Below are 26418 nucleotides of genomic sequence, written 5' to 3' on the forward strand. Positions count from 1 at the left end.
CATTTGAATTTACATGACCGACCATTATGAGTTTATCCTTGCCGGAAAAAATATTGTGCTTAATGCGGAAGGCTTCCTCGACAACATTCGTATTGATGCCGAGCCCTCCGATAAATCGATGCTCTTAAAGGAAGCGTACTCCACACTATCTCAATCCGCAACGCCTAATTTTCTGTTGGCTACAGTTCATAATGGGCAGCCCATGCTCCTTAGAAAGGCCGGGCTGCATGACAAAGAAGACACCGACCAGGCGCTACAGGACTTCACCCGTACCTCCGGTACAGATGTACTCCGTTTTACCTTAGATGAACAATTTCAGCTTGCCCACTATTTCTACTACCGGGCCGGTAAACTGCTGAAGTCTTCTAAAGGATTGGGGTCCGGTACTGAAATACCTTATGAAAAAATGGGTCGTACTCCAGAACTTGTCCTCACGGCATTTTGCGACAGCTGGCTGGTAATACAGCAGCTGAAGTGGCGGTGTTACCGGCTTCAAGCCTCTCTGGAGGATGCCTGATATCCTTCAAATCCAATGCGTAACAATAAAACCTTCTTCGCCTTTGGGCTGCTCTTTTTGCTTACCGGTATCGCGGCAGTCTTTTTCAGCCAGATGATCATAGAAGATGTGCTACAGGTTGAACGTGAATTTGGGCAGGAACCCCTAAGCCTGAGCTTTGTAAGAGCAGGGCTGGCCGGTGCAATCCTGGGGGCAGGCTTACTGGTCTTCGGTGCCTGGCGCAACCGACGGCAAAAAAAATAGGCCCGCAAAGTCTTTGCGAGCCTAATTTGAAAGTAGGGGATGAGCTGCTGAAACAGCCCACCCGTAACCCAATAAATCACCCAACTGAAAATATTTTAGTGTGGCAGGTACTTCATAACCAGCCCGTAGGTAAAAGTACCCAGGGTAGCTCCTGCCAGTATCACTAGCATGATAGCATACCCACTGCCCAGCAGTACATACATTGGCCCGGGGCAGCAGCCTACCAATGCCCAGCCCAGCCCAAATATGGTGCCGGCCAGCAAGTGCCGCTTGATGTTCAAATTCATAGGATTATAACCCACCAGGGTGCCCCTGAGGGTCGTCATCCCGGTCTTTTTCATTAGCCACATGGAAGCAGCGCCCAGTACTACAGCAGTACCGATGATGCCGTACATGTGGAAACTCTCAAAGCGGAACATCTCATGAATACGGAACCAGGATACAGCTTCAGATTTTGCCATCACGATCCCAAAAAAGATGCCCACGGCTAAAAAGGATAAGTTTTTCATATCGTTGTGTTCTACGACTTTTTGCTTAAAAAATGTTAGGCTATGATTGGAGCAGATTCCTTCCATAGTTTTAGCCCACCAGAAGTGGAAAAATAAAATGGGTCATAGCCAGTCCACCAATAAAGAACCCAATCACAGTGATCAGAGAAGGTAGCTGAAAGTGGGCCAATCCGGAAATAGCGTGCCCGGAGGTACAACCATCGCCGTAGCGGGCTCCAAAGCCCACCAAAAAACCACCACCCACCGCCATAAGTATACCACTCAGGCTTTGGAAGTTGAACAGAGAGGTTGGCACAAAGCCAATCCCCTTCGCATCCGCTTCCGGATAGCTGATGCCCAGCGTTGCCAGGTAGTCCACTGTTTCCGGGCTGATCGCAACGGCCTCAGGGCTTTGCAAAAAGTGGGTCGCAATATACCCTCCAATAACGCCTCCGATTACAAAAGCGATCCGCCAGAACTCCTCCCGGACGTCCATCTTGAAGAAGTCAGAGAACCTCCCACCACCGGCAGCACTGCAAAAGGCTTTAAAGGTAGTAGAAACGCCAAAGCTACGGCCCATCCAGGTCATCAAAGCTAATACCAGTGCAATTGCAGCACCAGAGACCGCCCAATGCCAGGGCTGACTGATAAACTGAATAAGGGATGACGCATTTACTGCTAAATTCATAATAGTTCGGTTTGTTTAATATAATCCAAAGGAAGGCACACCAGGGCTATTGCACTCAAATATAAGGCTGCCAGCCGTGCAACGGCTTACTGATGCGGACTCGATTATTCAGATTAGTTAGAGAATTCCTCGATGACGTGCTTCAGCTGATGTGCAGACTGCATGCCAGACTGCCGCCACATCACTTCACCAGCTTTAAAAAGCACGAATGTAGGTACACCCTGAATCTGCATTTTGGTAGCCAGCTCCCGGTTGCGGTCTACATCTATTTTTACAATAGAGGCTTTTCCGTCGATCTGCCCGGCAACTTCCTTCAGGATAGGTGCCATCGCTTTACAAGGGCCGCACCACTCGGCAGAAAAGTCGATTAATACAGGCTTATCGCCGTTGATCAAGTCTTTGAATGACATTTTCTTGCTCATTTTCAATTGTCTTTTTTGTAGGTGACAGTGCAAAGATGCAACAGAGCACACCCCTATTCAGTGACGCCTATCACATTCTGAATAAATTAATTTACCCACTTAACCTGTAGGAATAAAATTAAATCTAAAAATGTTCTCTCTCCTCCATTTGTGACCCTCGTCACCAATACTTTATGCTGTTTTAACGATATTTAGGCGCCTTTAACGAAATAATTAAACGATGCAAAAAACGGTGAGCCACCCTTCCCCCCCCGCAAACAAGATTGGAGAACTACCCAAAGCGTTACAATATATCGCCCGGCAACTGGAAGCCAAACGGGCGCTCAGGCCTGCTGATATGCGTAAAATCGTATTAGAAGCCGCTGTACAATCCGGAGATTTGGAGCCGTGGGCCGATTTTGACCACCCTGCAGCCGACAGCTACGGCCGCAGGCTGATCTATCAGGGTGACCACTTCGAGATCATGGCCATGAGCTGGAAGCCTGGCGACTTTTCAGGTATCCACGATCATGGGCATACCGAATGGGGCGCTGTGCAGGTATTCGGCCAGGCAGAGCACGCCACTTTCCGCATTGAAGAAGACCGTATCACTACCCTTTCCCGCTTTGCGTTCGAGCCCGGTGATGTTGTGGGTGTGAGTCATACCCTGGTCCACCAAATGGGCAACCCCACGGATGAGCCCTTCCTCACCCTGCACGTCTACGGCCGCCCGGAAAACATCGAAAACGTTACCGGTGACGCCCGGGTCTTTGATCTTGAGCACCATACGATACAGCGGGTTGACGGCGGCGTTTTCTTCGCCTTGCCGGAAAGTGAAGTGAAGTGGACAGAGCCCGGCCCCAAAGCGGACTTCCCCACCCTGCTGCGCTATCAGGTAGAGCTCACCCGCCGCCTGAAGCAAATGGCAGATGCCAAACTGCCCGGCGCTGCTCAGAAACTTGAAGCCGCTGCCCGGCGCTTGTTCTCGGATGCCGGCCGCGCCCAGCTCCTGAGCGACCTGCGGGCACACACCAATGCTGAAGGCCATGCGGTCAACTCTGTCTTCTGGCGGATACTCAATCAGGAGCTACAAGCTGCCGCCCGCCTCCAAAGCACCCTCGCCGACGAGCAAACGCAGGGCGACCAATTCCACAAATACGCTGCGCTATACGATTCGTTGATTTGCCGCCCCTGCCTGGAAGGCTTCATTGCCGGTGGCTTACAGTTTTTCAAACAGCACTTTGTGCCTGACCTGTCTGATAAGCGCCTTTTGTCTATCGGAGCAGGTACCGGTTTAGTAGAGCGGTATATCATTGACGAGCTGGGGCTGCCCCATGCGCAGCTGCTCGGGATGGACCTCTCTGAGGCTATGGTACAGGAAGCGCGCCACCGCATCCGGGCAGAACAGGGGGATATCCTCGCCTTTGAAGCGGAGGGCAGCCAATGGGATATCGCCTTCACCGGGCTGAATGTATTCCACTACCTGCCGAGCAGCCACTTGCAGGAAGCGATTGAAAAGACCGCCGCCCTCATTAAACCCGGCGGCTATTTCCTGGGAGACTTCATCACGCCCGACCACATCCGCTGGTACCCCAACGTGATGTACTCCGAGGATCAGTCGATCATTTCCCTCCGCACGCCGAAGCTGATTGAAGAAGCTGGCCGGATGTACCAGGAAAGCGAAATCCTGAACCTTGAATTCCGGGCAGGTACAATGGACCTGAACTACGCAGGCAGGCACAAGCGCTTTTTGCCGCCTATGCACCGGGTACGGACTTACTTTGAACAGGCCTTCGGGGGCACTGTCCTGCTATACGATGCCTACAGCCTGGAGCTTATCCCTGAACTGGCCGACAGCTGCAAGAGTACCCGATATTTTGTCATAGCACAAAAGGCCTGATCCTCCCCAAAGTGGCTCTGCCCAAGCAATCAGGTAGCCCCGGCTTCCTACTCCAATAATAAGGTGAAAGGGACTTTATACCAGGGTGGTATCAATATGCCGATGTTCAGCTCAGGGAAAGGGGCAACCCGGGTTGACGAAGAGCACGCTCCCCTGTGCAGTGTGGACCTTTTCAGTACGATCGCGAACCTTGCCGGAGTAAGAGCGTGTTGGGAGCAATCCATAACGGGTGGGTCAAAAAAAGTAGGCAGGACATAGTGCCTGCCTACACTGGATGATCATTCCCGAAAGAATGACCTCCTTTGGTGGCGTTAATTTACAATTTTTCAAAGAGTTCCCCAGGGATTTCCGGAATATCTCTCAGTCCCGCCACAAAAAGGGGAACAGAACGAGAGCAATCCCAAGCAATAACAAATCGATTGAGACCAGAATAAAAACGTCTTTCTCAATACCGGTATCCCGCATCAGCCGCAGGGCGTTGGCAGACAACTTGATGAGGGTGAGCAGGATTGGTATAATGAGAGGAAAGCCCAGGATAGCCATCAGGGTGGAGCTGCTGTCTGCTTTGGAAGAAATAGCCGAGACAAAAGTAAAGGTGATGGAAAAGCCGGTTGCCCCCAGGAAGATGACCCCAAAGAACTGCGCGGTCTCCTTGACCGGATTGCCGGCCACAAAGCTAAAACCCAACCAGGTAAGCAAGCTTAAAAGGCTCAGCAACAAAATATTATAAAGAATCTTAGAAAGCAGTATGGAGGTTGGGTTAGCCAGGGTATAGTAGTACAGCTCCCGGGCGCCATGCTCCTGCACAAAGCTTTTCACTACTGCACTAATGGAAGCGAACAGGACAATGACCCAAAACAGTGCGTTCCAGACATCCGGCCGCACCCGCTGGAAAGAAGAGTAGACAATAAAAACGGTTGAAAACACGTATAACAAGATACCACTAATGGCATAGCTGGAACGCAGCTCCAAACGCAAGTCTTTACGCAACAGAAAAACCACTTCTTTCATCAATCCCATGGTGCGAAGGTAGGGAATTTGGGTTTTAAGGAACGATTCCTCTGTTTGGTTTATGATCTTTTTGCGACGCACCGACAAGCTCTTATCATGCTTTAGCACAAAATCTATATTTCCAAACCTTCTTTATTCGTTGGTAATGAGTATATTTTGCACCCCAAGTCAACCAAAATGAATGCGTAGCCATTGTATTATGGCCTACAAAGGGTATGCGATGATGCAGAAAATTCTATACCTGACAATACTGATAGCTTGTTTGTCGGCAGCATGGCCGGTGCAGGCTCAACTCCCAAAAGCTACAATATCGGAAAGCAACCGGTATTATACGGTCAGGGCCGTTTCCGGCGATGGGATCTATGCGCTGATGCGGCGGCACGGCCTGGATGGAAATTCCTGTAACTTCACTAAGTTTTACAGCCTCAACAACTTGCAGAAGAATGCCCACCTGATTGTGGGCCGTACCTACGAGCTCCCTATCCTAGTCTATGAATTCAATGGGCGGACCATCCGGTCAACTATAGGCATAGACGACTGGAACCTGGCCGTACGCATTCAGGACTATAACGAACGGATGCTGGCGGAAAAACAGCGGGAAAAGTCCTTTAAGGAAGACCAGGTACTTTGGGTACCTTACCACGAACTTTACTGCCCGGAGCCCGACCTGAAGATCCCTGAACCTGTAGTGGAGCGGCAGCCCGAGGAGTCTGCCGGCAAATCCGGTAGTGGGAACCGCCAATTCCCCATCTTTGGACCGAAACACGCCTACACCCCATTGGTGAGCAACCGGCTCAAGGGCAAAGTTTTCTACATCGTCAGCGGGCACGGCGGGCCCGACCCCGGCGCTATTGGGCGGCGCGGAACGTACAGCCTCTGTGAAGACGAGTACGCCTACGATGTTGCCCTGCGCCTTTGCCGCAACCTGGTCTCCCACGGCGCAACAGCCTACATGATAATTCGCGATAAAAATGATGGTATCCGAAGCGATAAGTTCCTAGACTGCGATTATGACGAAGTGGTCTGGAACGACCTGAAAATCATGCGGCAGCAAAAGCCCCGCCTGTTCCAGCGCTCCAATGCCATTAATGAGCTCTACGAAAAGCATAAGGCAGCAGGCGTAGCAGAACAAACAACGGTGATCGTCCATGTAGATTCCCGAAATAAAGGAGAGCGAAAAGATGTCTTTTTCTACTATCACCCTACCAGCTCCGAGAGCAAGGAAATTGCCCTGGACCTGCAGAAAGCGTTGCGCAAAAAATACCGCAAATACCGGGCTAACGGACAGTACCACGGCACCGTCACCCCACGCGACCTTCACATGCTCCGGGAAACGCTAACCCCTTCTGTTTACATCGAACTGGCCAACATCAGGAATAAATTCGACCAGCAAAGAGTCATTCTGGAAAGCAACCGGCAAGCACTGGCTGACTGGCTCCTGGAGGGTATTCTGGACTAAGAGCGTGTGTTTGAAACAGAACTCTACTGACCGCTCGCCGCCAGAGGCCGCTGCAGCTCAGGCCATTCAGGCTCGAAAGTCCCAAGCGCATCATAAATCACATTGTGGATCCGCTCCCGCACCTGCGCTGTGAAAAGCTTACGGTTGCTCCGGTCAGGATGGATGCGGTTCGACAGGAAGATATAGATAAGCCCTTCATCCGGGTCTACCCAGACGGAAGTGCCAGTGAAGCCGGTATGACCGTAAGTGCGCGGACTAATCGCCTTAGGGTATCCTCTCTCCTCGATGTCTTCCTCTTCGGGCTTATCGAAGCCCAGCCCGCGATGATTCCCGTGGTCTGCACTCGTGAAATACTCAATCGTCTCCGGCTTCAGAAATTGCTGCCCGCCGTAGGTGCCGCCATTTAGCAACATCTGGAACAATACTGCTAAATCCTGCGCATTGCTAAACAAGCCAGCATGGCCAGCTACCCCGCCCAGTAATGCGGCAGTTTCATCGTGTACAAATCCATGCACCAGCTGATGCCGCCACCGGTAGTCCAATTCTGTAGGGATGATCTGCTCAATCGAATGTTGGCGGAGCGGTGTAAACTGCGTGTGCCGCAACCCCAGTGGCTCGTAAAAGCTTTCAGTAGCGAGGGTATCTAAACGGTGCCCGCCCAAAGCCTCCACCACGTGCTGCGTCAGCACGAAGTTGGCATCACTGTAACGGTAGCGCGTCCGCCGCCCGCGCAGGTGCTGCATATCCTTCCAGATTTCGTCATGGTGGCGGGAGGAAAAATAGAAGGAATCCGCTACCGGCACGGCAAATTCCGGAGACCAGGCATTACAAAAGTAGTCGGTACAATTATCATTATCCGCTTCGCGGGCCAGCAAATAGGGGATCACCGGCAGGTGAGGTTGCAGCCCACTACGGTGGGTCATTAGCTTTTGCAGGGTCAGGTTGCGCAGGCGGCTGTTGGACGGTAACGGCAGGTGGTCTCTCAGCCGGTCTTTGGTTTTCAACTTCCCGGCTTCATACTGCTGCATGGCTACCAAGGTCGTAGCCGCAATTTTCGTAATAGAAGCCACATCGTACAAATCAGAAAGCTGGACTTTGTGCTCCTCATCGTAAGTGTGGTGCCCAAATGCTTTATGGTAAATCACTTTGCCTGCTTTGGCGACCAGCACCTGCGCACCGGGCGTTGCTCCTTCATCGATGGCAGACTGCACGATGGCATCAATACCGACCAGGCGCTGTGGCTGCATACCGGCTTGCTGTGGCAAACCATATTCCAGGCGGGTGGGTAGTGTTTTTGCCCCCTGCCCTATCAGAAAATCAGGGCTATAAGTCAGAGGCAGGCGCCCTTCAGCAGGGATGCCGCCAAAGAGTAACTGCGCGGTTAGTTCTTTTTCCAGATCGCCATTGCCAAAAGCCTGCACCACCACCTCCTGCCGGCTCAATTGCTGCAGGTTGACGGGGTGGCCCAAGTTTACAATAACGACCTCCGCCTGTTCCCGGATCCGGTCCAGCTGCCCGAAGTCAGGAGCCTGCAAACGGTAATTATCCAGTAAAACGACCAGGCGGTCTGCCGTAGCCGCTTCTGCCCAGGAACGCACCGAACGGTAATTGGCATAGTGCCCAAATATCTGCTCGAAGTGCCGGTCGTAAACCGTACCCGGCAAATGCAAAATCGCCCATTCTTCAGACCCGGATGGGAGGGGCACACGTTGCTCCGGATTGGAAGCCAGCACAATGGACGCAGCGTAAGCCCTGCGCTGCCAAACCGGCCAGCTCTCTGACTGGAAGTAATCGGCACGGGAAAGACTAACGGGTGGTTCTTTCACCGCAGCTCCGGCAACAGAGGCTTCGAGTGCCCGTTTTTTGGCAGGTGCTTTTTCGGGAGCAGCAGGCTTATCACCAGCCCAGGCTCTCGCCTTTAGTATCTTCGTCAGTTTCTGATCCAGCCGCTCGTCGCTGAGTACTCCTTTGCGGTAAGCCGACTTCAACGCCTGTAATGCAGCCATATACTGCCCGGCTTCAATCACCAGCAAATCAACATCCTCCTTCAGCCATGCGGATACCTGCGCTTCCGTTTTCACCTCTGCGATCAGGAGCCCCCCAAACTGAAGCTCATTCCGGAAAAGACCTGCAAGACGGCCGGTCTCCCCCGCAGCTGTTAACTGCTCCACCGGCAACCAAAAGCCCCCCAAGCCCGCTTCTATGAGGGTTTTATGGTAAGTAAAGGCCTGGCGGTAAACCTTGGTGGTATCGCTGCCCAGCAAATGGAAATCGGCAAAGGGTGCTGCAATCGGTACAAGATGGGCTTCATTCAACCGGTTGACCCACCTGGCCTGATTCTGAATTGCTGACGGCGGCAATAACGTAGCCCCACCTTCCATACCATAACCGGGAATACTCAGCCAGCTCAAGCCCAGCGCTTTGGCCTGATCCAGATAAGCCCGGTTCAACCGGGCGCGAAGGCTGTCATCACCGATAGCGGCCATAGCTTCCAGCGATGGCATCCATTGGTCCTTACCAAAGAGATGGCTGGGCAGGCGGTTGAGGCCGGTCAGTTTGAACGGTGGGAAAGGGCGCCGGGCTTCCCAAAGCTGATCAAACCGGTTCAGGTCAGCGGTGTCAGCGGAAGTGAGCCAGCAACCGGAGGCAGTACCAAGGGCAGCTGCACTGACCTCTGCCCCACCGGTCTTCAATACCAGTAAATGTTGAAGTTTTTCTTCGGTTGAGTGTTCGGCCAGCCATTCGGTTAGCCCGAGCGGCTCAGCCTGCAAAAAAGGCGATAAGCCCGGCAACTCGACTGCAGGCGCAGGGGCTTCACGCTGGCATGAAAACACCAACCCTAACAGTATAACCGTCAATATCGCCTCATTCCTCATATCACAAACTGCCTAATTCTATTCTAATATACGCAGATAACCCCTAATCGGTTACCCTATCCATTACTAAACACCAAATAAATCCCCGTGGCCGTTAATGATTCTTTAAAGTTGCCCTTTATGCCGGCAGCTACTCTTCCTCTTCGGCGGCACCGAGTGCTGGCGGAGACTCTTCCTGAATGAGCACACTCGCTAATTTCCGGGCCTGCAGCTCCGGATTGCGCCACCACTCGGGAGACCAAATCTGGTGCAGGTCGTAACCTTGTTCTTTCCAATATTGCCGCTGTTGTGCTTCCCAGGCAAAACTGGTATAGGGCGTATGTGCCTTGAAGCCATCTACTGTCAAACCAAATTTTCCGGAAAAGCCGGGTGCCGGGTCTACGGTCAGGGAAAGTTGGTCCTCTGACGGGCGTTCTGTCAGGTGCAGCCGGCCGGGGCTCAGATAGGGCCGTAAATACTGCTGAACCTGCCGCAGCAGCGTAAACGGAGGTGGAAAAGCCACTGATTGCTGGAAGTAAGTGGCAAACCGGGCAGACAATTGTTCTATTCCGGCTACATCACTGGAAGCACAGGCTTTCCAATAGGCTAAGCAGGCAGGCAGGCGTTGCCCAAACTCAAACAACTTCAGCCCTTCCTCCAACCAGCTTTCAGGCAGGGAGCTTACGACCCAGACTTTCTGCCGGGCGGCGCACATCAGTGCTTCAATCTGCTGTTGGGCCTCCGGGTTATCCAACCGGTGCACATGACCCGTAACCGGACCGTTGGGCCCTACCCGGCCGAAGGTGGAAGCAAGGATAAGGATATCAAATTTCTGGCCTTCAATTTCAGACAGGTCCATAAGCGTGAGGCCATTCCGGTCCAGCTGCTGAATGATTTCCACCCCGGTGCTGCGCCTTTGCTTAATGCCCAACAGATGGTCTGCCAGCAGGAGGCGTTGCCCGGTAGTCAGGCAAACGATCCCTACGGAAGGATAGGTACGCTGAGGGGTGCGTTCTATTTTAGTGAGCATGGCCAGTACGGTACGGGCTTCCGCATCATTTTGCTCCGATACTTCATCGTAGATACCATCCACCTGTATGAAGGAGACCTGCTCTTTTGTGGGTATTGCAGAGCCTGGGCGGACCGCATCCCGCAGGTGCAGGCTAGTTTTATAGGCGTGCCGCAATTGAAAAGCCGGCACGTCTTCCTTTATTTCTTCGGGCTGTAAGGCATCGTTATCCCAACCTCTCGGGCTAAGCATGAGTGTCCGGTCTCCCAGGGCAGACAAGCGCTCGAGCAGTGCAGCCGACAGGAGGTGGGCTTCTTCGACAATAACGAGGCCAAAGCGCTGCCTGCCTTCTGAGAACAGCTCCTCCGCCAGATGGGGCACTGTCAGTATGGCGGGGCTGACCGCCATGGGTACCTCACCCAGGGTGCGCAAATGACGTGCAAACTGTATGGGTGCCTCTATGGCCCCTCCCTGCATCAACCATTTGTGCGCAATTTTTCTTCGCCGCCGCAGGTCCTGAACAGCTTGCTCTTTCCTCGACTGCCAGAGCTGCAGGGTATGCGGGGCCAGGTCTTCCCTAAGGCGTTCAACCACCTTGGCATATTCATCAATTGCTTCCAGGTCAGGCAATAATACCGCTTCATAGGATTGACTGAGGGCATTATCCAGGAACCAGGTCCGGAAAGCGGCCATCCAGTTATTTGGCTTAACCTTCAGCAGCGCTTTGATCAACCGGCGGGCATATTCATCGAGCTGCAGCCAGTTGCGCTGCCAGGCGTAAAAATTCTTAAAGTCAGGCAAAGCGCCTTTGGTTTCCTCCAGTTGCTCGACCACTTCTTCCAGGAAGCGCTGCCGTTTAGGCAAGGTGAGGGTATTGTGGCTCAACGGCAGGTGGTAAAGCCCGGTCTCATTGATATCGTCGAGCAGGCGGTCGAGGCTTTCTTCCAATTCCTCCACCTGACTGGCAAACCCCAACCGGGGATTGACAGATTTCCGGCTGAGACGGGTGACCTCATCCTGCACCTGTTCGCGCAGGTTCATGCGCCAGTGCTGCAAGCGGGTTTCAAAAGCTTTCAGCCACTGATTCAGCCCGGGCATCTCGGCTTCTTCCCACTTAGGGAATTCTGCATCGAAGTAGGGCTGCCGCTGAAAATCGTCTTTCAGTGTTTCGTAATCCTCAAGGATGTTTTTCCGGGCCTGCCGAAGCGCTTTTGCCCGTTCTGAGAACACTTGCTTCAGCCGCAGAGTACCCGCTCCTGCACTGTAGAACGCTTCACCAAAGGCGGACTCCTGCTCGGCCATCTGATCTTTAAGCTGGCTGAGCTGACGGGCAAATTTTTGGTAATACTGCTCGTAGTGGGCCGAGAGCTGATCGGCGTAGGCGTCCAGGCGATTGATAAACCACAACTGAAGGCGCGTGGCTTTATCCTGTAACTGCTGTACCTGAGTAGCCGCGAAGGTTTTGGCTTCCTCTTCCTCCATTCTCAGAAACAAGCCCGGGCTGAGGCTGCCCAGCGGGCTCCGGGTGGTATGGGTCTGCTCAAGTAAGCGATGGCAGCGCTCTACCACTTCCGCAAGGGCTTCATAGGTGGCGGTATCGAAGGTATAGTCTTGGGTATTGAGTTGAGTACCAAGTAGTTCTTTCCCTTCGGTCCGGGCGCTTTCCAGGTACTGCCCGATGGTCTCTGCCCATGGCAAACCGGAGATGGTGGACCTCCGGTAAGCGCGGTAGCTTTCGGTGAGCTTGGTATGCAGGCGTTGCCCTTTATTGACTGCTTGCTTCCAACGGCGGTGGTCATAGCTGGTGCGCACCTCACGGTTAGCCACAGCAGCCCGCAGAATATCCAGCATCAGCATTTTGTCGGCAGCGGTGTCGCGGAGCAGAAAGGCGAGCTTCGAAAGCCCCAGCTGACCGATCGCCGTTTCGTACTCTTTCAGAATGCCCGTACGTGCAGAGACGACGAGACAGGGTTTGCCATTAGCCAGTTGGTTGACCAAAAGATGGACCCCAAGTGCGGACTTACCGGTGCCGCTGTGCCCATCGGCCCAAATGCGTCCAGATGCCTGAAGTTCTGCCGCTACCGTTGCCTGGAAAGGGTCAAGCACGTAAGGCCCGAAGATATACCCTGCCTCATCAGTTTCGGCCTTTGCTGGCTGGCTTGCACCGACAGTAAACGGCGGCTGATGAGGGAAGAAGCTCAGTATGGCGGACTCCACAAAGGCTTCGCCCCTTTCCGGAGCATCCGGCACCTGACTGGGAGGTATTCCGGGCGTACCGGTAAGGACAATCTGTTCAACGCTCAACTCCGCCCCCACATCTGTACAAAGCTGCTGTAAGTGCTTCAGGTCAAATGCCTGGCGGTCGAGAAAGCGATCGAAGATTCCGGAGAGGTCTTTTCCGTTTTGCGCTTTCCAGTAGGACAGCAAATACAAATTGGGGCGCAGGCGGTGGGTAGGGGTCCGGGACAACCGCCAGGGGCTGTTGTACTTATTGCCAGGCTCCAGGTGAACTTCCCAAATGAGCAGGGGCGCAAAGATAGGGCGCCCGGATTTGTCTTCCGCTTGAAAAAAAGGATAGCCAATGCCGACCGCAGTACCTCCACGTGACCGCTCCCAGGCTTTTCCTTCAAAGTAGACCTGCCTCACCCTGGGCTCCTGATCAACGCCAGTAGTGACAATATCCCGAAAGCCCCCCTGCATCAACTGCATCAGCAATGCCTTCCCCTGCTCATTTGGCAGGCTTGCCAAGTCGAGCGCAACTTCAAAATCGGGATGAGCATTGAGATGGGTGCCGCTCGCATTCCAGGCATACTGAATTAATTCTTGGGCACTCGCCTGCATCTTCATAGTGCGTTTTGCTATTAATAAGGGTCTTAATTTATCGCCATTTTCCGGAATACAATAACTTTTCGGGGAAGTCTTTCATCTCCCCCGTCTCTGTCACCGCAAAGTCATCTCATTTCCCGGGCTTCCCTTTGTGCTTTACTCTAAAAATATATGCTTCAAAAAAACTTGCGAAAGGCTTTTCAAACCCCTATATTGAGCTTATAAGCCTCTGGCTATCAAATGTTTAACCTTTTATCGATAAAGCATTGAAATGGTTAAACAAAACAGACAAAAAACAACATGGTTCCAAACATCGCCGTAATATTAACAAACGCTCAAAGGCGTATTCTTTGGGTCAATGATGATTTCACACACATCACCGGGTACACTTTGCCCGAAGTCATGGGCAAAAGCCCGGGAAAAATCCTGCAAGGTCCCAAGACGAAGCCGGAAATAGTTCATCAGATCCGGCAAGGCCTGGATAGCGAACTGCCATTTCAGGGTGAGGTCATCAATTACCGCAAAAACGGAGAGGAGTATCTCTGTAAGCTGGTCATTCATCCGGTATATAATGAAGCTCAGGCGCTCACCAATTTTATTGCTTTCGAAGTAGATGGTAATGTCGTAGATGGAGAAGTGCCTATATCCCTGCTTAATCTGGAGGACAAGTACAGTTCCAGCAGCCTTAAAGGAATTGATGAGATGCGGTTGTACCTGCGCATGAAACAAACCATAGAAGAGGAAAAGCTCTTCTTAGACGCAAACTTGTCGTTACGCGGCGTTGCCGACATCCTTAGCACCAATACGAAGTACCTGTCACAGGTGGTTAATCACAACGCGAAATGCAACTTCCAGCAATTCATCAATGTATACCGGGTAGCGGAAGCCAAAGAGAAAATAACCGATCCTGAATACAATAACCTTACCCTCTTCGGCATTGCCCGGCAATGTGGTTTTAAGAACAAGTCTACCTTTTACAAAGTCTTTAAAGAAGTAACAGGAGTCACTCCACGTAAATACCTTAAACAATAGCCCTGCGGCAGGGTGGTTGTTCCGTATTCTTGAATATGGACACCTCCCGGGCCTTTTAACTTGCCATACCGCTTAATAATCAGCACCTTGAGCGTAGCAAATTGCTAAGAGCTTGTTCAAGTGCAGGCTTCATCATTTAAAGTTTTAACTATGAGCGGTATCAGAGAAATGATCGGCTTCACCTTTTGGGTGAACAACACCAAAAGGAAGCCGATGGAAGCACTGCTCAACGGCCACAATGGTTATTCCAAAGAGCGGACCACTATTATGCATGACCTTGAGGAAGAATATATAAGGAATACCTTGAAAAGGACAGTACAAAAAATTGGAGATTCTCGACTAAATCACTACAATTGAGGTCTCTTAGTCTTTTTTAAGGCATTGGAGAATTATCATCATTTCATTAGCCGAAGCCCGCGGGCTTCGGCTTTTCTGTTTTACTCGGTCACACCGCCTTCTATTTTTTCACCATTGCGGTACTCGTACTCGAGCATAACCTTCCCGTCTTCATTATAAAACCGGTAAGCACCATGTTGCATACCGTCTTTATAGTTGACCTCTTTTTGCAGGTTGCCTGTCTTTTTATCGTACTCCAGATAGGTGCCATCCAACTCGCCGTTTTTGTAGTTGGCCTGTTTTTCTATCCTGCCAAAGCTATAGGCCGCCCAGGGGCCATCGAGCTTGTTGTTTTTGTAGGTCGCCCTAAGGGTGATATGCCCCCGGGTATTGAATTCCAGGTAAGTGCCATTGTATTGCCCATTGGCAAAGGTGGTCAGTTTGGCAGGAAAGTTGCCCTCGGGACCGTACTCGATCCAGGCACCCACCTTTTTGCCATCGTACAACATACCTTCCTCAATAATGGCTCCTACTGCATTGCGTTTCACTAGGCGTTGCGCCGGTGAGTCATCAATGAAAGCGACCTCGTATCCGTCCATAGCCGGCTTTTCATCGGTAGCGGGCGCGGGCGTGTCCTGCGGCGGCGGCGAGCCAGGCTGATCGCAAGCCACAAAAAATACCGACAAAGCAAGAACAAGCGTGAATCTGTACATATCAATATGATTTTTGATTCCAGAAATTTATTTCAATTCAACCTCCAAATAAACCGGCTGATGATCAGAAAAACGAAACTTCTGGTCGATTCCTTTCACTTCCCGGAGCCGCACATTTGGGCTCACCAGGAAGAAGTCGATCAAAGTAATGAAGGTTTCTCCCGGCCGGTAGGGGGTTTTCGTTTTCCGGTTGGTAGGCACCTTGGGGTCATAAGCCCACTGCCAGTCAGCGGGCAGGAATTCCGGATCGATATTGATCTGTGTATACCCCTGTGTCCGTCCGGGCATATACCCGTCAAAGCGAAAATAAGGCGGCACCTGATTCCAGTCTCCTCCCACCACAACATAATGACCGGCTTCGTATTCTTTTTGGAATAAGTCTTTGAGGAAAGCCATTTGCTGGCGTTTCAGGGAGCCGTCTGCATCATAAGCCGAGTTGTGGACATTCACCACCACGAGTTCTTTCCCGCCCTTTACGCGAAAACGGTGCAGAGCCACACAGCGGTCCAACTGGAACAGGCGTACCGGCCAGGAGAAGGCCCCGGGCAGTTGAATGCGGACAGATTCGTAGGGCTGGTATTTGCTATAGGTGCCCAGGCCGCTTTCCACTTCTCCGTACAGATGCCAGGGCTCAAACACCGGGATGGGCACGAGGGGCGAACGGTAATTGGTGGCAAAAAAGGCGCTGTAGCCCGGCTGTTGCGTTTTCACCAGCTCATGCTGATTGGCAAAATAGCTGCGCTTGGAGTGGAAGTCGACCTCCTGGAACAGGAAAAAGTCGGATGCGGTGGAGCCTGCAAACTGTGAAGCCCCCTGATTATTTTTTTCCACAGCAGCCTTAGGTGCGCGTACCATGCGCCCACTCGAAAAGTACATATTGCCGTGGTCGAAGAAGAACTCAGACTCCTCCCCCAGCCCACCGAAGCCCAGGTTCCAGGTCACAAAAGTCAGTAAGCTGTCTTCTATGACAGGTATAGCTTCTGCTCCGGTATTCTCGAGTGCGGTTTCCGATTCCGGCACCCAGTCATTGAGCGTACCGTAGAGCAGCACACCGCCGACATAAAGGACCAGGAGCAGAACGAAACCGATGGCAACCTTAGTGATGATCTTTTTCATAACTCATTTTTTTTGCTATTAAAGCCCCAGCATATCTGACATGCCAAACACCCCTTTTCTACCGATGAGCCAGTGCGCAGCCTGCAAGGCACCTTTAGCAAACCCCTCCCGGCTGTGCGCTTCATGACGAATGGTAATGGTGTCTACAGCAGACGCATACCGTATTTCGTGTGTGCCTTTGACCTCCTCTTCCCGGATCGCCTGAATGGGGATTTGCCCTTCAGCGGCATCGGTGCCTTCATGCCACCCTTCCACACGCTTCAGGCGTGCCGCAATATCTTCTGACAGGGTAATAGCCGTACCGCTGGGCGCGTCCAGCTTTTGGGTATGGTGGATTTCCGTCATGGAAGGCTGGTAAGCCGGCCAGTCGTTCATGAGTTCGGCCAGTTTCTGGTTGAGCGCAAAGAACAAGTTGACGCCGATGCTAAAGTTGGAGGCGTAAAAGAAAGCGCCTTTCTGCTGCAGGCAGTGTGTTTTGGCCTCTTCAAACCGGTCCAGCCAGCCCGTTGTGCCACTCACCACAGGTACGCCCGCCTTCAGGCAGGCTTCAACATGCTTAAACCCCGTCTGCGGATGGCTGAAGTCAATGGCTACATCTGCCTGCTGCAAATTGCGGGCAGTAAGCGCTGTTGCATTATCTGCATTCAACCGCAGCACGATTTCATCACCGGCATCGAGTGCGAGCTGTTCGATGGTCTTTCCCATCTTTCCGTAACCAAGCAGTGCGATCTTTGGCATGGCAGTATTTTTGATGCCGAAGGTAAATAATTTGTGACTTTTGCACCCCACTCCGTCTAAAGAGCGAACCTACAAATAAATACATCGATTTATAGCCAGACTAATCCCAAGAACGTTTGACGAAGGCCTTAGCTACAACACTAAGGCTTTTTTTATTCCTCCAGCAGCCCTTTGAGCTCGTTGAGTTTCATCATGCACTCAATAGGCGTCATATTGTTGATATTCAGGTCAGTAAGCGCCTCTTTGATCTTACCGGCGGTGGGGTCAACGGTTTCGAAGATGCTCAGCTGCAGGGTTTCTGTGGAAATCTGTCCGGTATTGGGCCGTGCGGCCTTGACCGTGCCCTGATCCCCTTCCTCATCGTTGATGGATTTCTGTTCCAGTTGCGTCAGGATGTGTGCGGCCCGTTCTACGATGGTGCGGGGCATGCCTGCCATCTTGGCCACGTGGATACCAAAGCTGTGCTGACTGCCCCCGGGCACTAGTTTGCGCAGGAAGATCACTTTCTGTCCCACTTCCCGGGTAGCAATGTTGAAGTTTTTGATGCGTTCAAACTTATTGGCGAGTTCGTTGAGCTCGTGGTAGTGGGTCGCAAACAGGGTTTTGGGCCGGGCGCTGCCGTTGTTGTGCAGAAATTCCGCGATCGACCAGGCAATGGAGATGCCATCATAGGTGCTTGTGCCCCGGCCGATCTCGTCCAGGAGGATGAGGCTGCGGTCTGAGACGTTGTTCATAATGGAGGCCGTTTCGTTCATCTCCACCATAAATGTAGACTCCCCGGACGAAATATTATCGGAAGCTCCAACGCGGGTAAACACCTTGTCAATGAGCCCCAATTCTGCTTGTTCGGCAGGGACGAAAGACCCCATTTGTGCCATGAGCCCGATCAGAGCGGTTTGCCGGAGCAAGGCCGACTTACCCGCCATGTTAGGGCCGGTGATCATCATGATTTGCTGGGACTCCGTGTCCAGGTATACATCGTTGGGCACGTAGGGCTCATCGATGGACAACTGCCGCTCAATAACCGGGTGGCGCCCCTGCTTGATGTCCACTGCAGTGCCCTCATTGATGACAGGCCGGCAGTAGTTCTGTTTGCGGGCCACTTTGGCAAAGCCCAGCAGGCAATCGATTCGGGCAATAAGGGCTGCATTGTGCTGAATCGGCTGAATATAGTCCGCCAGGGTCAGGACCAGCTCCGAAAAGAGCCTTTCTTCCAGGACCAGGATTTTCTCCTCCGCACCAAGGATTTTAGACTCCAGCTGCTTGAGCTCATCGGTGATATAGCGCTCGGCATTAGTCAGGGTTTGCTTACGCACCCATGCCTCCGGCACTTGATTCTTGTATTTATTGGTCACCTCCAGGTAATACCCAAAAACGTTGTTGAACCCAATCTTAAGGCTATTAATGCCTGTATTTTCCACTTCCCGCTGCTGAATGCCCAGGAGCAGGTCTTTGCTGTTATTCACAATACCGCGCAGCTCATCCAGGTCATCGTTGAAACCATCGGCCATGACCCCGCCCTTGGACAAGTTGACCGGCGGGTCGTCAATGAGCTGCTTTTCGATTTCATTCCGTAGCAAACTGCAGGGGTTGAGCCCCTCTCCTATTTTGGCTAGTTGGTCCTGCTTGCTGTCTTGCAGGGTTTCTTTGATAGGCTTTATGACCTCGAGGGCTTTTTGTACCTGCTTGATTTCCCGGGGGTTGATTTTCCCAAGTGGCACTTTGGAGATCAGGCGTTCCAGGTCACCAACCTGATGGATGTACTGTGTGAGTTTGCCTTCCAGCTCGGTATTATTGTAAAAATGGTCAACGATATTCAGCCGGTTTTCGATAGCCGAAGGGATGGTCAATGGGAGGACGACCCACTTTTTGAGCAACCGGGCGCCCATAGGCGATAGGGTCTGATCCAGGACATCAATCAGGGCCACGCCCGTCTCGTGGTTGCTGTAGACCAGTTCCAGGTTGCGGATGGTAAAGCGGTCGAGCCAGACGTAGCGGTCGGGCTGTAGCCGGCTGATGGCATTGATGTGCTTTAGGTTTTTATTTTCGGTGGTCGCCAGGTAATGCAGGGTAGCGCCGGCAGCAATCTGCCCCAGCTCCATCTCCTCCACGCCAAAGCCTTTGAGATTTTGGACTTCAAAATGCTCGAGCAGCCTTTCCCGGGCGTAGTCAAAGGTGTACACCCACTCGTCCAGCATAAAAGTGTAGAGCTTGTCTCCAAACTTCTTCAGGAATTCCTTTTGCCGGTCTTTTGGAAAAAGTACTTCAGAAGGTTTGAAGCTCTGCATGAGTTTGTCAGCGTAGGCAAGGCTGCCCTCACAAACCAGGAACTCGCCGGTGGAAACATCGAGGAAAGAAATCCCGACCTGATCTTTCTTACCAAAGAACAAGGAAGCCAGGAAGTTATTGGATTTGTGGTCGAGGAGCTTGTCATCCACAGCCACCCCGGGGGTGACGATTTCCGTTACGCCACGGCGGACGATCTTTTTCTGGGGGCTTGGTTTTTCGAGTTGCTCACAGATAGCCACCCTGTAGCCCGCCCGTACGAGGCGCGGCAGGTAAAGGTCCATAGAATGGTAAGGGAACCCGGCGAGCTCAATATCGCTTCCTCCGTTGTTCCGTTTGGTCTGCACGATACCAAGCACCTGTGATGCGGTGATGGCATCTTCGCCAAAGGTTTCGTAAAAGTCGCCTACCCGGAACAGCAGGATCGCATCCGGGTGCTTAGCTTTCACTTTGAAGTACTGCTGCATCAGAGGCGTCGCCTTGCCTCCGCCTTTTTTTTGGGTTGCCTTTGCCAATTTGGATTCTTTTCGTTAGCTCACAAATATAGTTGATCCGTTTGGGTTTGTCATACGCGCGGGCTGCTCAAAAGTACAACCGGAGCAGAACACCTGAAGAAGCCTTTGCAAATTCTAACATCCTGGCTTATTTTTGCCGCCACGGAAAACCAATGCGAACTGGCAGTGTTCGATTGGTAACAATAAGACTAAAAAGCAATCTAGATATGGCAATCATTATTACTGACGAATGTATTAACTGCGGCGCTTGTGAACCGGAATGCCCCAACAACGCAATCTACGAAGGCGGTGTGGAATGGGCAATTTCTGACGGTACTGGCGTAGAGGGTGCTTACGCCCTGGAGGGTGGCACTAAAGTCGATGCGGATGCTCAGCAAACGCCAATCTCTGATGATTTGTATTATATCGTTCCTGACAAATGTACCGAGTGCGTCGGCTTCCACGAGGAGCCTCAGTGCGCAGCGGTCTGTCCGGTGGATTGCTGTGTAGACGACCCTGACCGCAGAGAGTCGGAGGAGGTCCTTCTTCAGCGCAAAGAAAAGCTTCATCTTTAACGTATTCAGGTCTGCTGGAAACACCTTCAATTTCACAGCCTGATGATCTTATCTGCTTCTCTAAGGCCACTCAAATATGCTCCGTGGACTGTTGAGAAGTAGTCTCTTTCGGTATGTTCCCCGGCAAAAAACAGTTTATCGCCGATGGCCTCTGCCAAATCGTCGAAGTGCTGCATTTCTGTACGGACTGCGGGATAAGGATACGATCCGAAAGAAAACTATCCTCATCTGTATGGAAGGTATTCACACCTGATTTCCGAGCCAGAGCAGTAATTGGGTTCCTTTTAACCCCGTGGATCCAGCTTGCCCCTTCGTCAAAAGCAAGCCCTAAGCTTCTGTCGGTCTGCATGCGCCCACCTATCCGGTCCCGGGCTTCTATAGCACAATAAGTGATTTTTGACTTTTTCTTTTTGCGCCCTGCGGCGTTAATCCCGGTCAACCGGGATTAACGCCGACTTCAGAAAGGGGCCCCTTAATCCACTTTCTTCGTGTGGCTACGCCTGCGGTTCGCTTCGCGTCTACTTTGCTCTGCACAGCGAGTGCCATCGTGGTTTTGCCTTGCAGGCCACAAAAATAAAGTCGTCAAAATTTCACCTCTCGTGACCGAGGGGAGTATAATACAATAACATGCCTTAGAGCTTGTTGGGGTAAAGATTAAAAAACTGTTCGGTGTCCCTGATATTCTGAATTCCTAAAATCCAGCAAACTTCAGACAAGTCTGAGAAGTCCAATCCCCCTGCCGCAATCGCCTCATTATTGTAACGCCCCTCTTTCCCATTGTATCTATTGGATAAATCAATGGCAAGTTGCCAGATTTCCTTCAATTCAGGGTTGGTGATTTCATCATCCCAATTAGTGAATTCAGGGGAACGGAATCCAGGAGTTCCATTTCCGACACCATTCCCATCCGGGATTTTTGTATAGGCCGTATTTTGTTTAACGAAGGCTAACTTTTCAGGGGTGGTTACCTCTTCATTCCAATCGGCATGTTGAACCACATGTATTCTTTTTGAAGTTTTTATTTCAGGCAGGTCTTTTTGAACGGCTTGAACAAGTTCAGCCGAAAAGTCAGATTGTCCTGCATCGGCAATCCATACGTTGCCCTGATTGGAAAGTGTTTTTATAACCAATGGTTTTACCTTTTCAACAGCACTTTCCATGTTATTGTGAGCATCGGTCCAATGCTCTCCAAAAGCGAGTTGAAACAAATTATTAGGAGGAACATAAAGGCCTTCCTGTATGCCATAAGTGCCCGCAACCGCATGGTAGTTTATGTGAGTGAAATTGGAATCAGCTAATAAAGTGGCTAATGCAGCGGCAGTTTGAAGGTCATCCACATCTGTCTTGCAATCAAACTGCACCAATAAGAGGTCTTTCTCTTTATTGAAGGTTTTGACTTTTGAATCCCTGCCGATGCTTGTGGAACACGCGGAAATAGCCACTAGGATCGAAAAGAAGAGTGTTTTCAGGATCATATTTTTATCATTAAAATTATTCTTAGCGCTCCTCGATGACCTCCTTAGTAGAAAAGCGATAGCGCATGTTCCTGTAGACCGCTATATCTGTAATGTCCTCAGGAGTCCCATCTGGGATAGCTCTGGCATTTGCAGAGACGCTGTATTCCCCTTTGATGGGAAGCACCCGATGCCAGCAGTGTCCATGCAAGATCACCAGCGTTCCCTTTTTTGGGGAAAGAACGAGTTGATTTTCCAAGTCCTCCTGCGGTTTGCCTGCCGGTAACTCGCCCATTTTGTGAGAGCCAGGGTACACAATCGTTTGGCCGCCCGTTTTCTCATCGATGTCATGGGTATAAAAAAGGCGATTCAGGTTAAATTTGCTTGAATTTTCCGGCGGACTGTCCTGATGCCAAGCCTGACCTTGGGTCCCTTTTTTTGAAAACATAACCATCAGATAAAGCGATTCCCACCCTTTCCCCAAAATGCTTTGGGTGAGGTTTTTAAGTCTTTCGTCCTCTTCAATCGGTTGGAAGTTTGCATCGCCTTCCTGTAAAGGAAACCAGGGAATTACTTCTGTTGCTGATTTTTGAATGAAGTCATCCGAATGTTCCCACTCAGGATTTCTTCCAAAATGTGCCAGAATCACCTGATTCAAATGACCCATCAACTCCTCCGTGAAAAAGTTTTCTATCACAAGGTATCCTTGCTCCCAGAAGTCTCGGGCGTATTGTTGATCATTCATGGTTTGTCTTTTTTAGGTTCTATACCCCCCTCGGGCACAAGAAGAGCGTGTTGGGACTTTAGTAATTGACCTGCAAACTACACTTTTTTGCTTACACTTCGTCCCGAAAATCCTTCCCGCAAACTGCGGTACAGGCTATTTAACTCAGGCTAAACTCCGGTATTCGCGCCCCTGCCTGCCTGACAAACCCGTTTGGCAGGCAGGTCGTCTAACCAAAAAATGGTTAGTTTTCGACTAGAAGACAAAAGTCCCAACACGCTCTAAGTTACTTTTGACTTTTCCTTTTTGCGCCCTGCGGCGTTAATCCCGGTTAACCGGAACGCCGACTTCACCGTGGGGGATCCTATCCCACACTTCGTGTATTTCCCGCCTTGCCAGCCAAAAAAAATAGCGGCGTCATGATTTTCACAAAACTTAAGTGGTCAGACTATACAGTGTAAATTTGAGTAGTTTTTGGGGAGCTATGGCTGAGCATGACTTGTACATAGTATAGATTCACCCCCTGCCCCTACTGCAACAAATGGGTAGCGAAAGCATGCCTTAAGGCATACACGGTAGCCCAGGCATTGATATCCGCCAGCTTTTACAGCTTTGCAATACAGGAACTCAGCCGCCCCTTTCTCAAAGCTCATACAGGTACAGACTGCCTTCGTAATAGCAAAGGGCAAGCAACCGCCCCTGCTGTGACAGTATTGACGGCGGAGCATCAGCAGCCACCGGGAAGCCCGGCAGCACTTCGCCGTTCATGGAAAGGGCCCAAAGCCGGCGGGTAGCGGCACTAAAGCCCAGCAGCACGCCTTCCCCCTGCCGTGCACCGTAACGGACGCTGCTCAGGGGGGCGCCTACGGACCAGCTTTGCACTTCCTGGAAATCTGTGCCTTTGTAACCGAACAGGCGGAGCGTTGACGCATCCCACATCAGATAATCGCCCCGGGCATCTCCCACCATATCTTCAAACTGAAACTGCACCGCCCCCCGATGATTGGGCATCAGCGATAAGCGGAAAGTCTGCCCTTCCAAGTTAAAAACCTGAACGTAGCCATCAGCTTGCCCGACCGCAATACGCTGCTGTTCCGCACCGGCCAGCAAATAAGGCGGGGATATAGCAGCCGCCCGCAGAGGGAGCGTGTCCTGCCTCAACCGCCCAAGACGGTCGAAAAGATAAACCTTACGGTCATCAGAAAGGGCAACTACGTAGTCTTTGCCATGGTGTTGTGCATGTTGCACAGGAAAGGGTACTAGCGTATCCGGCATTTGATTGGGCCCCCAGCCTGGCAAAAACCGGCCCTCCTGATCATAACCATATAGGTGCTGATCTTCACAGCTGGCCCAGATGCCATAAACCACCTGCCCTTCCAGCGCACTCACGGTGAGGGGAGCAACAGCGGGGGCTGGCAAAGTCAAAGGATAAGGTGGGTGTGGATTCCCCTCCCAGTCTACAACGTGCACCCTGCGCCTGTCTGCAAAAGCCAACGCTGACCGCTGACCGCCCTCCAGGTAAAGCAACTGTGGCTCGCCTAGTAAAGTGTCTGCCAGCGGATAGATCCAACGGACTTTGCCTTCCAGGTCGCGGCAGACCAGCCCGGTGCCTTTTTCCTGTGCCAGTAGCCCTTCTTCGTACAGAAAAGGCCCGGCAGCCAGTGGCTGGTCCAAAGGCAGCTGCCAAACCAGGCTGGAAGCCACAGCCGCCGCCTCTGACTGCCGACGGCTCTCCAGGCTGACCGCCCCGTCTGTATAAAGAACAGCCAAGCTCGACTCCCATTCCAACCACTGTGCCCCTATACCCACTTTATCCATTAGCAAAAAGGCTTCCAGCAAACGGGCCGAACGCCGATGGTTGCCGTACCACCAGGCCGTCATCGATTGGGCAGGGACAGGAACGGAGCACCGGTTGAAAGCCTCATCCTGCAATAGCGAGAGGCCCAGTGCCCGGGCATTCATCACCTGCTCGACTGCACGCCGGGAAGTACTCAGGGCTACATAGTCGCCCAAAACAACGATGTAGGGGTTTTGAAAACCACCGGGCACAAAATGGCTGAAAAGCTGATCGCCCAGTAATTGCCGGACTTCAAACATCTGGTAGGTGTAGCTTTCCAAGACACCCAGCGCAGCACTCAGTTGCGCCATCGTTTTAGCAGGGTCTCCTTCCTCCACCGGTAGCAGAAGTAACTGCTGCCCTGCAGGGTCACCCGGCAAAGCCAGCTGTGCTGTGATTTGGTGCCCACCAAGCCATTCGCTGAAGTGAGCATATAAGGGATTTTCTTTCGGTAGGGGCTGAACGGGCGCTGCCGTGCACCAGGCTATAGCCCCGGGCAGGTATTCCGCGACAGCTGCCGGGGGAGGGACAGGGCTACCGGGGGATAGCCAGGGCTGCAGGTGCCCGCTGATTTTCAAATGAGGCCCGCCCACTTCCGTAAGTTCCAGTTGTGCCTCCGCTTTTCCTATTTGCTGCAGCCAGTCTTCTAAACCTCCGGTGACCAGCCCACTGAAAAAAGCCGGTAGATTGCTCAGTTGAATGGTTACCCCACTCCCAACTTTCCAGTCTCTGCGCTGATCTTTGAGCTCACCAATCATCGCTTCAACGAGCCGCGACTGTGTGCCACAGAGCCACAGATTGCGGTACCGGGCAGCCCATACGCCTTCCGCTAATGCGTAAATGGCAATGCCCCGGTAAACCGAAACGGGCTGTTGGCTTTCTGTCAGGGCAGCTACGGTTGGTATGGAGCCCGCATGGGCAACGGAATACCCATACACACCGGCACCCAGCTGATGGACCATCCAAACGCCTTCCAGCCAACTGGAATCTACCCCTGTAATAGCCGATTTGCCTGATACCAACTGGCCTGCCAATGCCGATTCCTCATTGCCAATGGTAGCAATTATAGAAAAAAAACTATCTTTATCGTTCGGGTGATTTAGCACAATTGCGGTTGCACTGGATATTGCTTCCTCGGCAGCGCAAGGATATAGCACCCAGCGATATACAATAATCGCTAATCCACAACACACACCAACAACTACACCTACCCATTTTTGACGAGATCGAACAGATTGACTTGTCACTTTTTTCACACGTTTTTTGTCTATCTAACATTTATCTATGAGAAAAACATTCCTCCGGCTCGGTGGTTTGATGGCCATGCTCGCCGTCGCATTTGGCGCTTTCGGCTCCCATGGCCTGAAGAGCGCTATTGCCCCAGACAGCCTCAGCACTTTTGAAATTGGCGTCCGCTATCAGTTTTACCATGCCATCGGGCTCATCGCCACAGGTTTGTTGCTTTACTGGCGCAAAAACAAATTGCTCGTCTTTACCGGATGGCTTTTCCTGACGGGGATTTTGCTCTTCTCCGGCTCGCTTTATTTGCTTTCCATGAGCGAGCTTTTCAGCTTGAATACCGCTGTACTGGGGCCCATAACACCGCTGGGAGGCGTCGCTTTCATTGCAGGATGGATTTGCTTCATCTTCGCCACTTTCCAGAAAAACGAAAAGTCGTACCGGCGCAAAAGCAGTGGTGAGGAATAAGGCAAAACA

The 26418-nt window shown here is 51.8% G+C and carries 22 protein-coding genes and 1 pseudogene; 8 read left to right on the plus strand and 15 right to left on the minus strand.

What is annotated here, in order from left to right; translation table 11 throughout:
- Positions 1–13 precede the first annotated feature (13 nt).
- Both RIC19_RS25415 and RIC19_RS25420 read left to right on the plus strand, forming a co-directional pair.
- Positions 14–517, plus strand: coding sequence for a hypothetical protein (locus RIC19_RS25415; protein WP_350181205.1), 504 nt, complete (start codon positions 14–16; stop codon positions 515–517).
- Positions 518–532: 15 nt separating this feature from the next.
- Positions 533–760, plus strand: a complete 228-nt coding sequence (locus tag RIC19_RS25420; protein ID WP_350181206.1) for a hypothetical protein — start codon at positions 533–535, stop codon at positions 758–760.
- A 95-nt stretch (positions 761–855) separates the two neighbouring features.
- On the opposite strand, the gene RIC19_RS25425 is transcribed toward RIC19_RS25420, so the two are convergent.
- The 3 genes from RIC19_RS25425 to trxA form a co-directional block, all read right to left on the minus strand.
- Entirely contained in the window at positions 856–1269 is a 414-nt protein-coding gene (locus tag RIC19_RS25425) for a DUF6691 family protein (RefSeq protein WP_350181207.1), read from the minus strand.
- Positions 1270–1339: 70 nt separating this feature from the next.
- Positions 1340–1936, minus strand: a complete 597-nt coding sequence (locus RIC19_RS25430) for a YeeE/YedE family protein (protein WP_350181208.1) — start codon at positions 1934–1936, stop codon at positions 1340–1342.
- 113 nt (positions 1937–2049) lie between these two features.
- Positions 2050–2358: a thioredoxin gene (trxA, locus tag RIC19_RS25435; RefSeq protein WP_350181209.1), complete on the minus strand. Its 309-nt coding sequence runs from the start codon at positions 2356–2358 to the stop codon at positions 2050–2052.
- A gap of 220 nt (positions 2359–2578) precedes the next feature.
- Between trxA and RIC19_RS25440 the strand changes: the two genes are divergently transcribed.
- Positions 2579–4237, plus strand: a complete 1659-nt coding sequence (locus RIC19_RS25440) for a methyltransferase domain-containing protein (protein WP_350181210.1) — start codon at positions 2579–2581, stop codon at positions 4235–4237.
- Positions 4238–4597: 360 nt separating this feature from the next.
- Here the strand turns inward: RIC19_RS25440 and RIC19_RS25445 are convergent, their stop codons facing one another.
- The gene (locus RIC19_RS25445; RefSeq protein ID WP_350181211.1) at positions 4598–5257 is read right to left on the minus strand and encodes a heme exporter protein CcmB; all 660 of its coding nucleotides are present in this window, start codon (positions 5255–5257) and stop codon (positions 4598–4600) included.
- 172 nt (positions 5258–5429) lie between these two features.
- Here RIC19_RS25445 and RIC19_RS25450 point away from each other — a divergent pair, with 172 nt between their 5' ends.
- Complete coding sequence (locus tag RIC19_RS25450) at positions 5430–6707, plus strand: N-acetylmuramoyl-L-alanine amidase family protein (protein WP_350181212.1); 1278 nt, start codon at positions 5430–5432, stop codon at positions 6705–6707.
- A 23-nt stretch (positions 6708–6730) separates the two neighbouring features.
- Here the strand turns inward: RIC19_RS25450 and RIC19_RS25455 are convergent, their stop codons facing one another.
- Positions 6731–9565: a serine hydrolase domain-containing protein gene (locus RIC19_RS25455; RefSeq protein ID WP_350181213.1), complete on the minus strand. Its 2835-nt coding sequence runs from the start codon at positions 9563–9565 to the stop codon at positions 6731–6733.
- Positions 9566–9713: 148 nt separating this feature from the next.
- Positions 9714–13418: a hypothetical protein gene (locus RIC19_RS25460; protein WP_350181214.1), complete on the minus strand. Its 3705-nt coding sequence runs from the start codon at positions 13416–13418 to the stop codon at positions 9714–9716.
- Positions 13419–13697: 279 nt separating this feature from the next.
- Between RIC19_RS25460 and RIC19_RS25465 the strand changes: the two genes are divergently transcribed.
- A complete protein-coding gene (locus RIC19_RS25465) occupies positions 13698–14429 on the plus strand; it encodes a helix-turn-helix domain-containing protein (protein ID WP_350181215.1) in 732 nt (243 codons plus the stop codon).
- Positions 14430–14579: 150 nt separating this feature from the next.
- On the plus strand, positions 14580–14786 hold the full coding sequence (locus RIC19_RS25470; protein ID WP_350181216.1) for a hypothetical protein: 207 nt from the start codon (positions 14580–14582) through the stop codon (positions 14784–14786).
- 80 nt (positions 14787–14866) lie between these two features.
- Here the strand turns inward: RIC19_RS25470 and RIC19_RS25475 are convergent, their stop codons facing one another.
- From RIC19_RS25475 to mutS, 4 genes are all read right to left on the minus strand, one after another.
- Positions 14867–15478, minus strand: a complete 612-nt coding sequence (locus tag RIC19_RS25475) for a toxin-antitoxin system YwqK family antitoxin (protein ID WP_350181217.1) — start codon at positions 15476–15478, stop codon at positions 14867–14869.
- Positions 15479–15505: 27 nt separating this feature from the next.
- Positions 15506–16594 (minus strand): endonuclease/exonuclease/phosphatase family protein, encoded by a 1089-nt coding sequence (locus tag RIC19_RS25480; RefSeq protein WP_350181218.1) that lies wholly within the window; start codon positions 16592–16594, stop codon positions 15506–15508.
- Positions 16595–16612: 18 nt separating this feature from the next.
- Positions 16613–17332, minus strand: a complete 720-nt coding sequence (gene dapB / locus RIC19_RS25485) for a 4-hydroxy-tetrahydrodipicolinate reductase (RefSeq protein WP_350181219.1) — start codon at positions 17330–17332, stop codon at positions 16613–16615.
- Between the two features lie 152 nt (positions 17333–17484).
- Positions 17485–20085: a DNA mismatch repair protein MutS gene (gene mutS, locus RIC19_RS25490; protein WP_350181268.1), complete on the minus strand. Its 2601-nt coding sequence runs from the start codon at positions 20083–20085 to the stop codon at positions 17485–17487.
- 254 nt (positions 20086–20339) lie between these two features.
- Here mutS and RIC19_RS25495 point away from each other — a divergent pair, with 254 nt between their 5' ends.
- A complete protein-coding gene (locus RIC19_RS25495) occupies positions 20340–20687 on the plus strand; it encodes a 4Fe-4S binding protein (RefSeq protein WP_350181220.1) in 348 nt (115 codons plus the stop codon).
- Positions 20688–20719: 32 nt separating this feature from the next.
- On the opposite strand, the gene RIC19_RS25500 is transcribed toward RIC19_RS25495, so the two are convergent.
- The 5 genes and pseudogenes from RIC19_RS25500 to RIC19_RS25520 form a co-directional block, all read right to left on the minus strand.
- Entirely contained in the window at positions 20720–20863 is a 144-nt protein-coding gene (locus tag RIC19_RS25500) for an FAD-dependent oxidoreductase (protein WP_350181221.1), read from the minus strand.
- Positions 20864–20868: 5 nt separating this feature from the next.
- Positions 20869–21126 (minus strand): annotated as a pseudogene (locus RIC19_RS25505) (FAD-dependent oxidoreductase); the annotation flags it as partial.
- A 193-nt stretch (positions 21127–21319) separates the two neighbouring features.
- Entirely contained in the window at positions 21320–22162 is an 843-nt protein-coding gene (locus RIC19_RS25510; RefSeq protein ID WP_350181222.1) for a hypothetical protein, read from the minus strand.
- A 22-nt stretch (positions 22163–22184) separates the two neighbouring features.
- Positions 22185–22886, minus strand: a complete 702-nt coding sequence (locus tag RIC19_RS25515) for a phytanoyl-CoA dioxygenase family protein (RefSeq protein ID WP_350181223.1) — start codon at positions 22884–22886, stop codon at positions 22185–22187.
- A 621-nt stretch (positions 22887–23507) separates the two neighbouring features.
- Positions 23508–25808 (minus strand): WD40 repeat domain-containing protein, encoded by a 2301-nt coding sequence (locus RIC19_RS25520; protein ID WP_350181224.1) that lies wholly within the window; start codon positions 25806–25808, stop codon positions 23508–23510.
- 178 nt (positions 25809–25986) lie between these two features.
- Between RIC19_RS25520 and RIC19_RS25525 the strand changes: the two genes are divergently transcribed.
- Complete coding sequence (locus RIC19_RS25525; protein ID WP_350181225.1) at positions 25987–26409, plus strand: DUF423 domain-containing protein; 423 nt, start codon at positions 25987–25989, stop codon at positions 26407–26409.
- The last annotated feature ends 9 nt before the right edge of the window (positions 26410–26418 follow it).

This window comes from Phaeodactylibacter sp., from assembly GCF_040219495.1.
Classification (GTDB): domain Bacteria; phylum Bacteroidota; class Bacteroidia; order Chitinophagales; family Saprospiraceae; genus Phaeodactylibacter.

Coding starts and splice junctions, on each gene's coding strand:
- RIC19_RS25510 (WP_350181222.1), bottom strand. CDS start 22,162: ATGATCCTGAAAACACTCTTCTTTTCGATCCTAGTGGCTATTTCCGCG.
- RIC19_RS25515 (WP_350181223.1), bottom strand. CDS start 22,886: ATGAATGATCAACAATACGCCCGAGACTTCTGGGAGCAAGGATACCTT.
- RIC19_RS25425 (WP_350181207.1), bottom strand. CDS start 1,269: ATGAAAAACTTATCCTTTTTAGCCGTGGGCATCTTTTTTGGGATCGTG.
- RIC19_RS25420 (WP_350181206.1), top strand. CDS start 533: ATGCGTAACAATAAAACCTTCTTCGCCTTTGGGCTGCTCTTTTTGCTT.
- dapB (WP_350181219.1), bottom strand. CDS start 17,332: ATGCCAAAGATCGCACTGCTTGGTTACGGAAAGATGGGAAAGACCATC.
- trxA (WP_350181209.1), bottom strand. CDS start 2,358: ATGAGCAAGAAAATGTCATTCAAAGACTTGATCAACGGCGATAAGCCT.
- RIC19_RS25495 (WP_350181220.1), top strand. CDS start 20,340: ATGGCAATCATTATTACTGACGAATGTATTAACTGCGGCGCTTGTGAA.
- RIC19_RS25480 (WP_350181218.1), bottom strand. CDS start 16,594: ATGAAAAAGATCATCACTAAGGTTGCCATCGGTTTCGTTCTGCTCCTG.
- RIC19_RS25440 (WP_350181210.1), top strand. CDS start 2,579: ATGCAAAAAACGGTGAGCCACCCTTCCCCCCCCGCAAACAAGATTGGA.
- RIC19_RS25450 (WP_350181212.1), top strand. CDS start 5,430: ATGCGTAGCCATTGTATTATGGCCTACAAAGGGTATGCGATGATGCAG.
- RIC19_RS25465 (WP_350181215.1), top strand. CDS start 13,698: ATGGTTCCAAACATCGCCGTAATATTAACAAACGCTCAAAGGCGTATT.
- mutS (WP_350181268.1), bottom strand. CDS start 20,085: ATGCAGCAGTACTTCAAAGTGAAAGCTAAGCACCCGGATGCGATCCTG.
- RIC19_RS25445 (WP_350181211.1), bottom strand. CDS start 5,257: ATGGGATTGATGAAAGAAGTGGTTTTTCTGTTGCGTAAAGACTTGCGT.
- RIC19_RS25415 (WP_350181205.1), top strand. CDS start 14: ATGACCGACCATTATGAGTTTATCCTTGCCGGAAAAAATATTGTGCTT.
- RIC19_RS25460 (WP_350181214.1), bottom strand. CDS start 13,418: ATGAAGATGCAGGCGAGTGCCCAAGAATTAATTCAGTATGCCTGGAAT.
- RIC19_RS25430 (WP_350181208.1), bottom strand. CDS start 1,936: ATGAATTTAGCAGTAAATGCGTCATCCCTTATTCAGTTTATCAGTCAG.
- RIC19_RS25470 (WP_350181216.1), top strand. CDS start 14,580: ATGAGCGGTATCAGAGAAATGATCGGCTTCACCTTTTGGGTGAACAAC.
- RIC19_RS25475 (WP_350181217.1), bottom strand. CDS start 15,478: ATGTACAGATTCACGCTTGTTCTTGCTTTGTCGGTATTTTTTGTGGCT.
- RIC19_RS25525 (WP_350181225.1), top strand. CDS start 25,987: ATGAGAAAAACATTCCTCCGGCTCGGTGGTTTGATGGCCATGCTCGCC.
- RIC19_RS25500 (WP_350181221.1), bottom strand. CDS start 20,863: ATGCAGCACTTCGACGATTTGGCAGAGGCCATCGGCGATAAACTGTTT.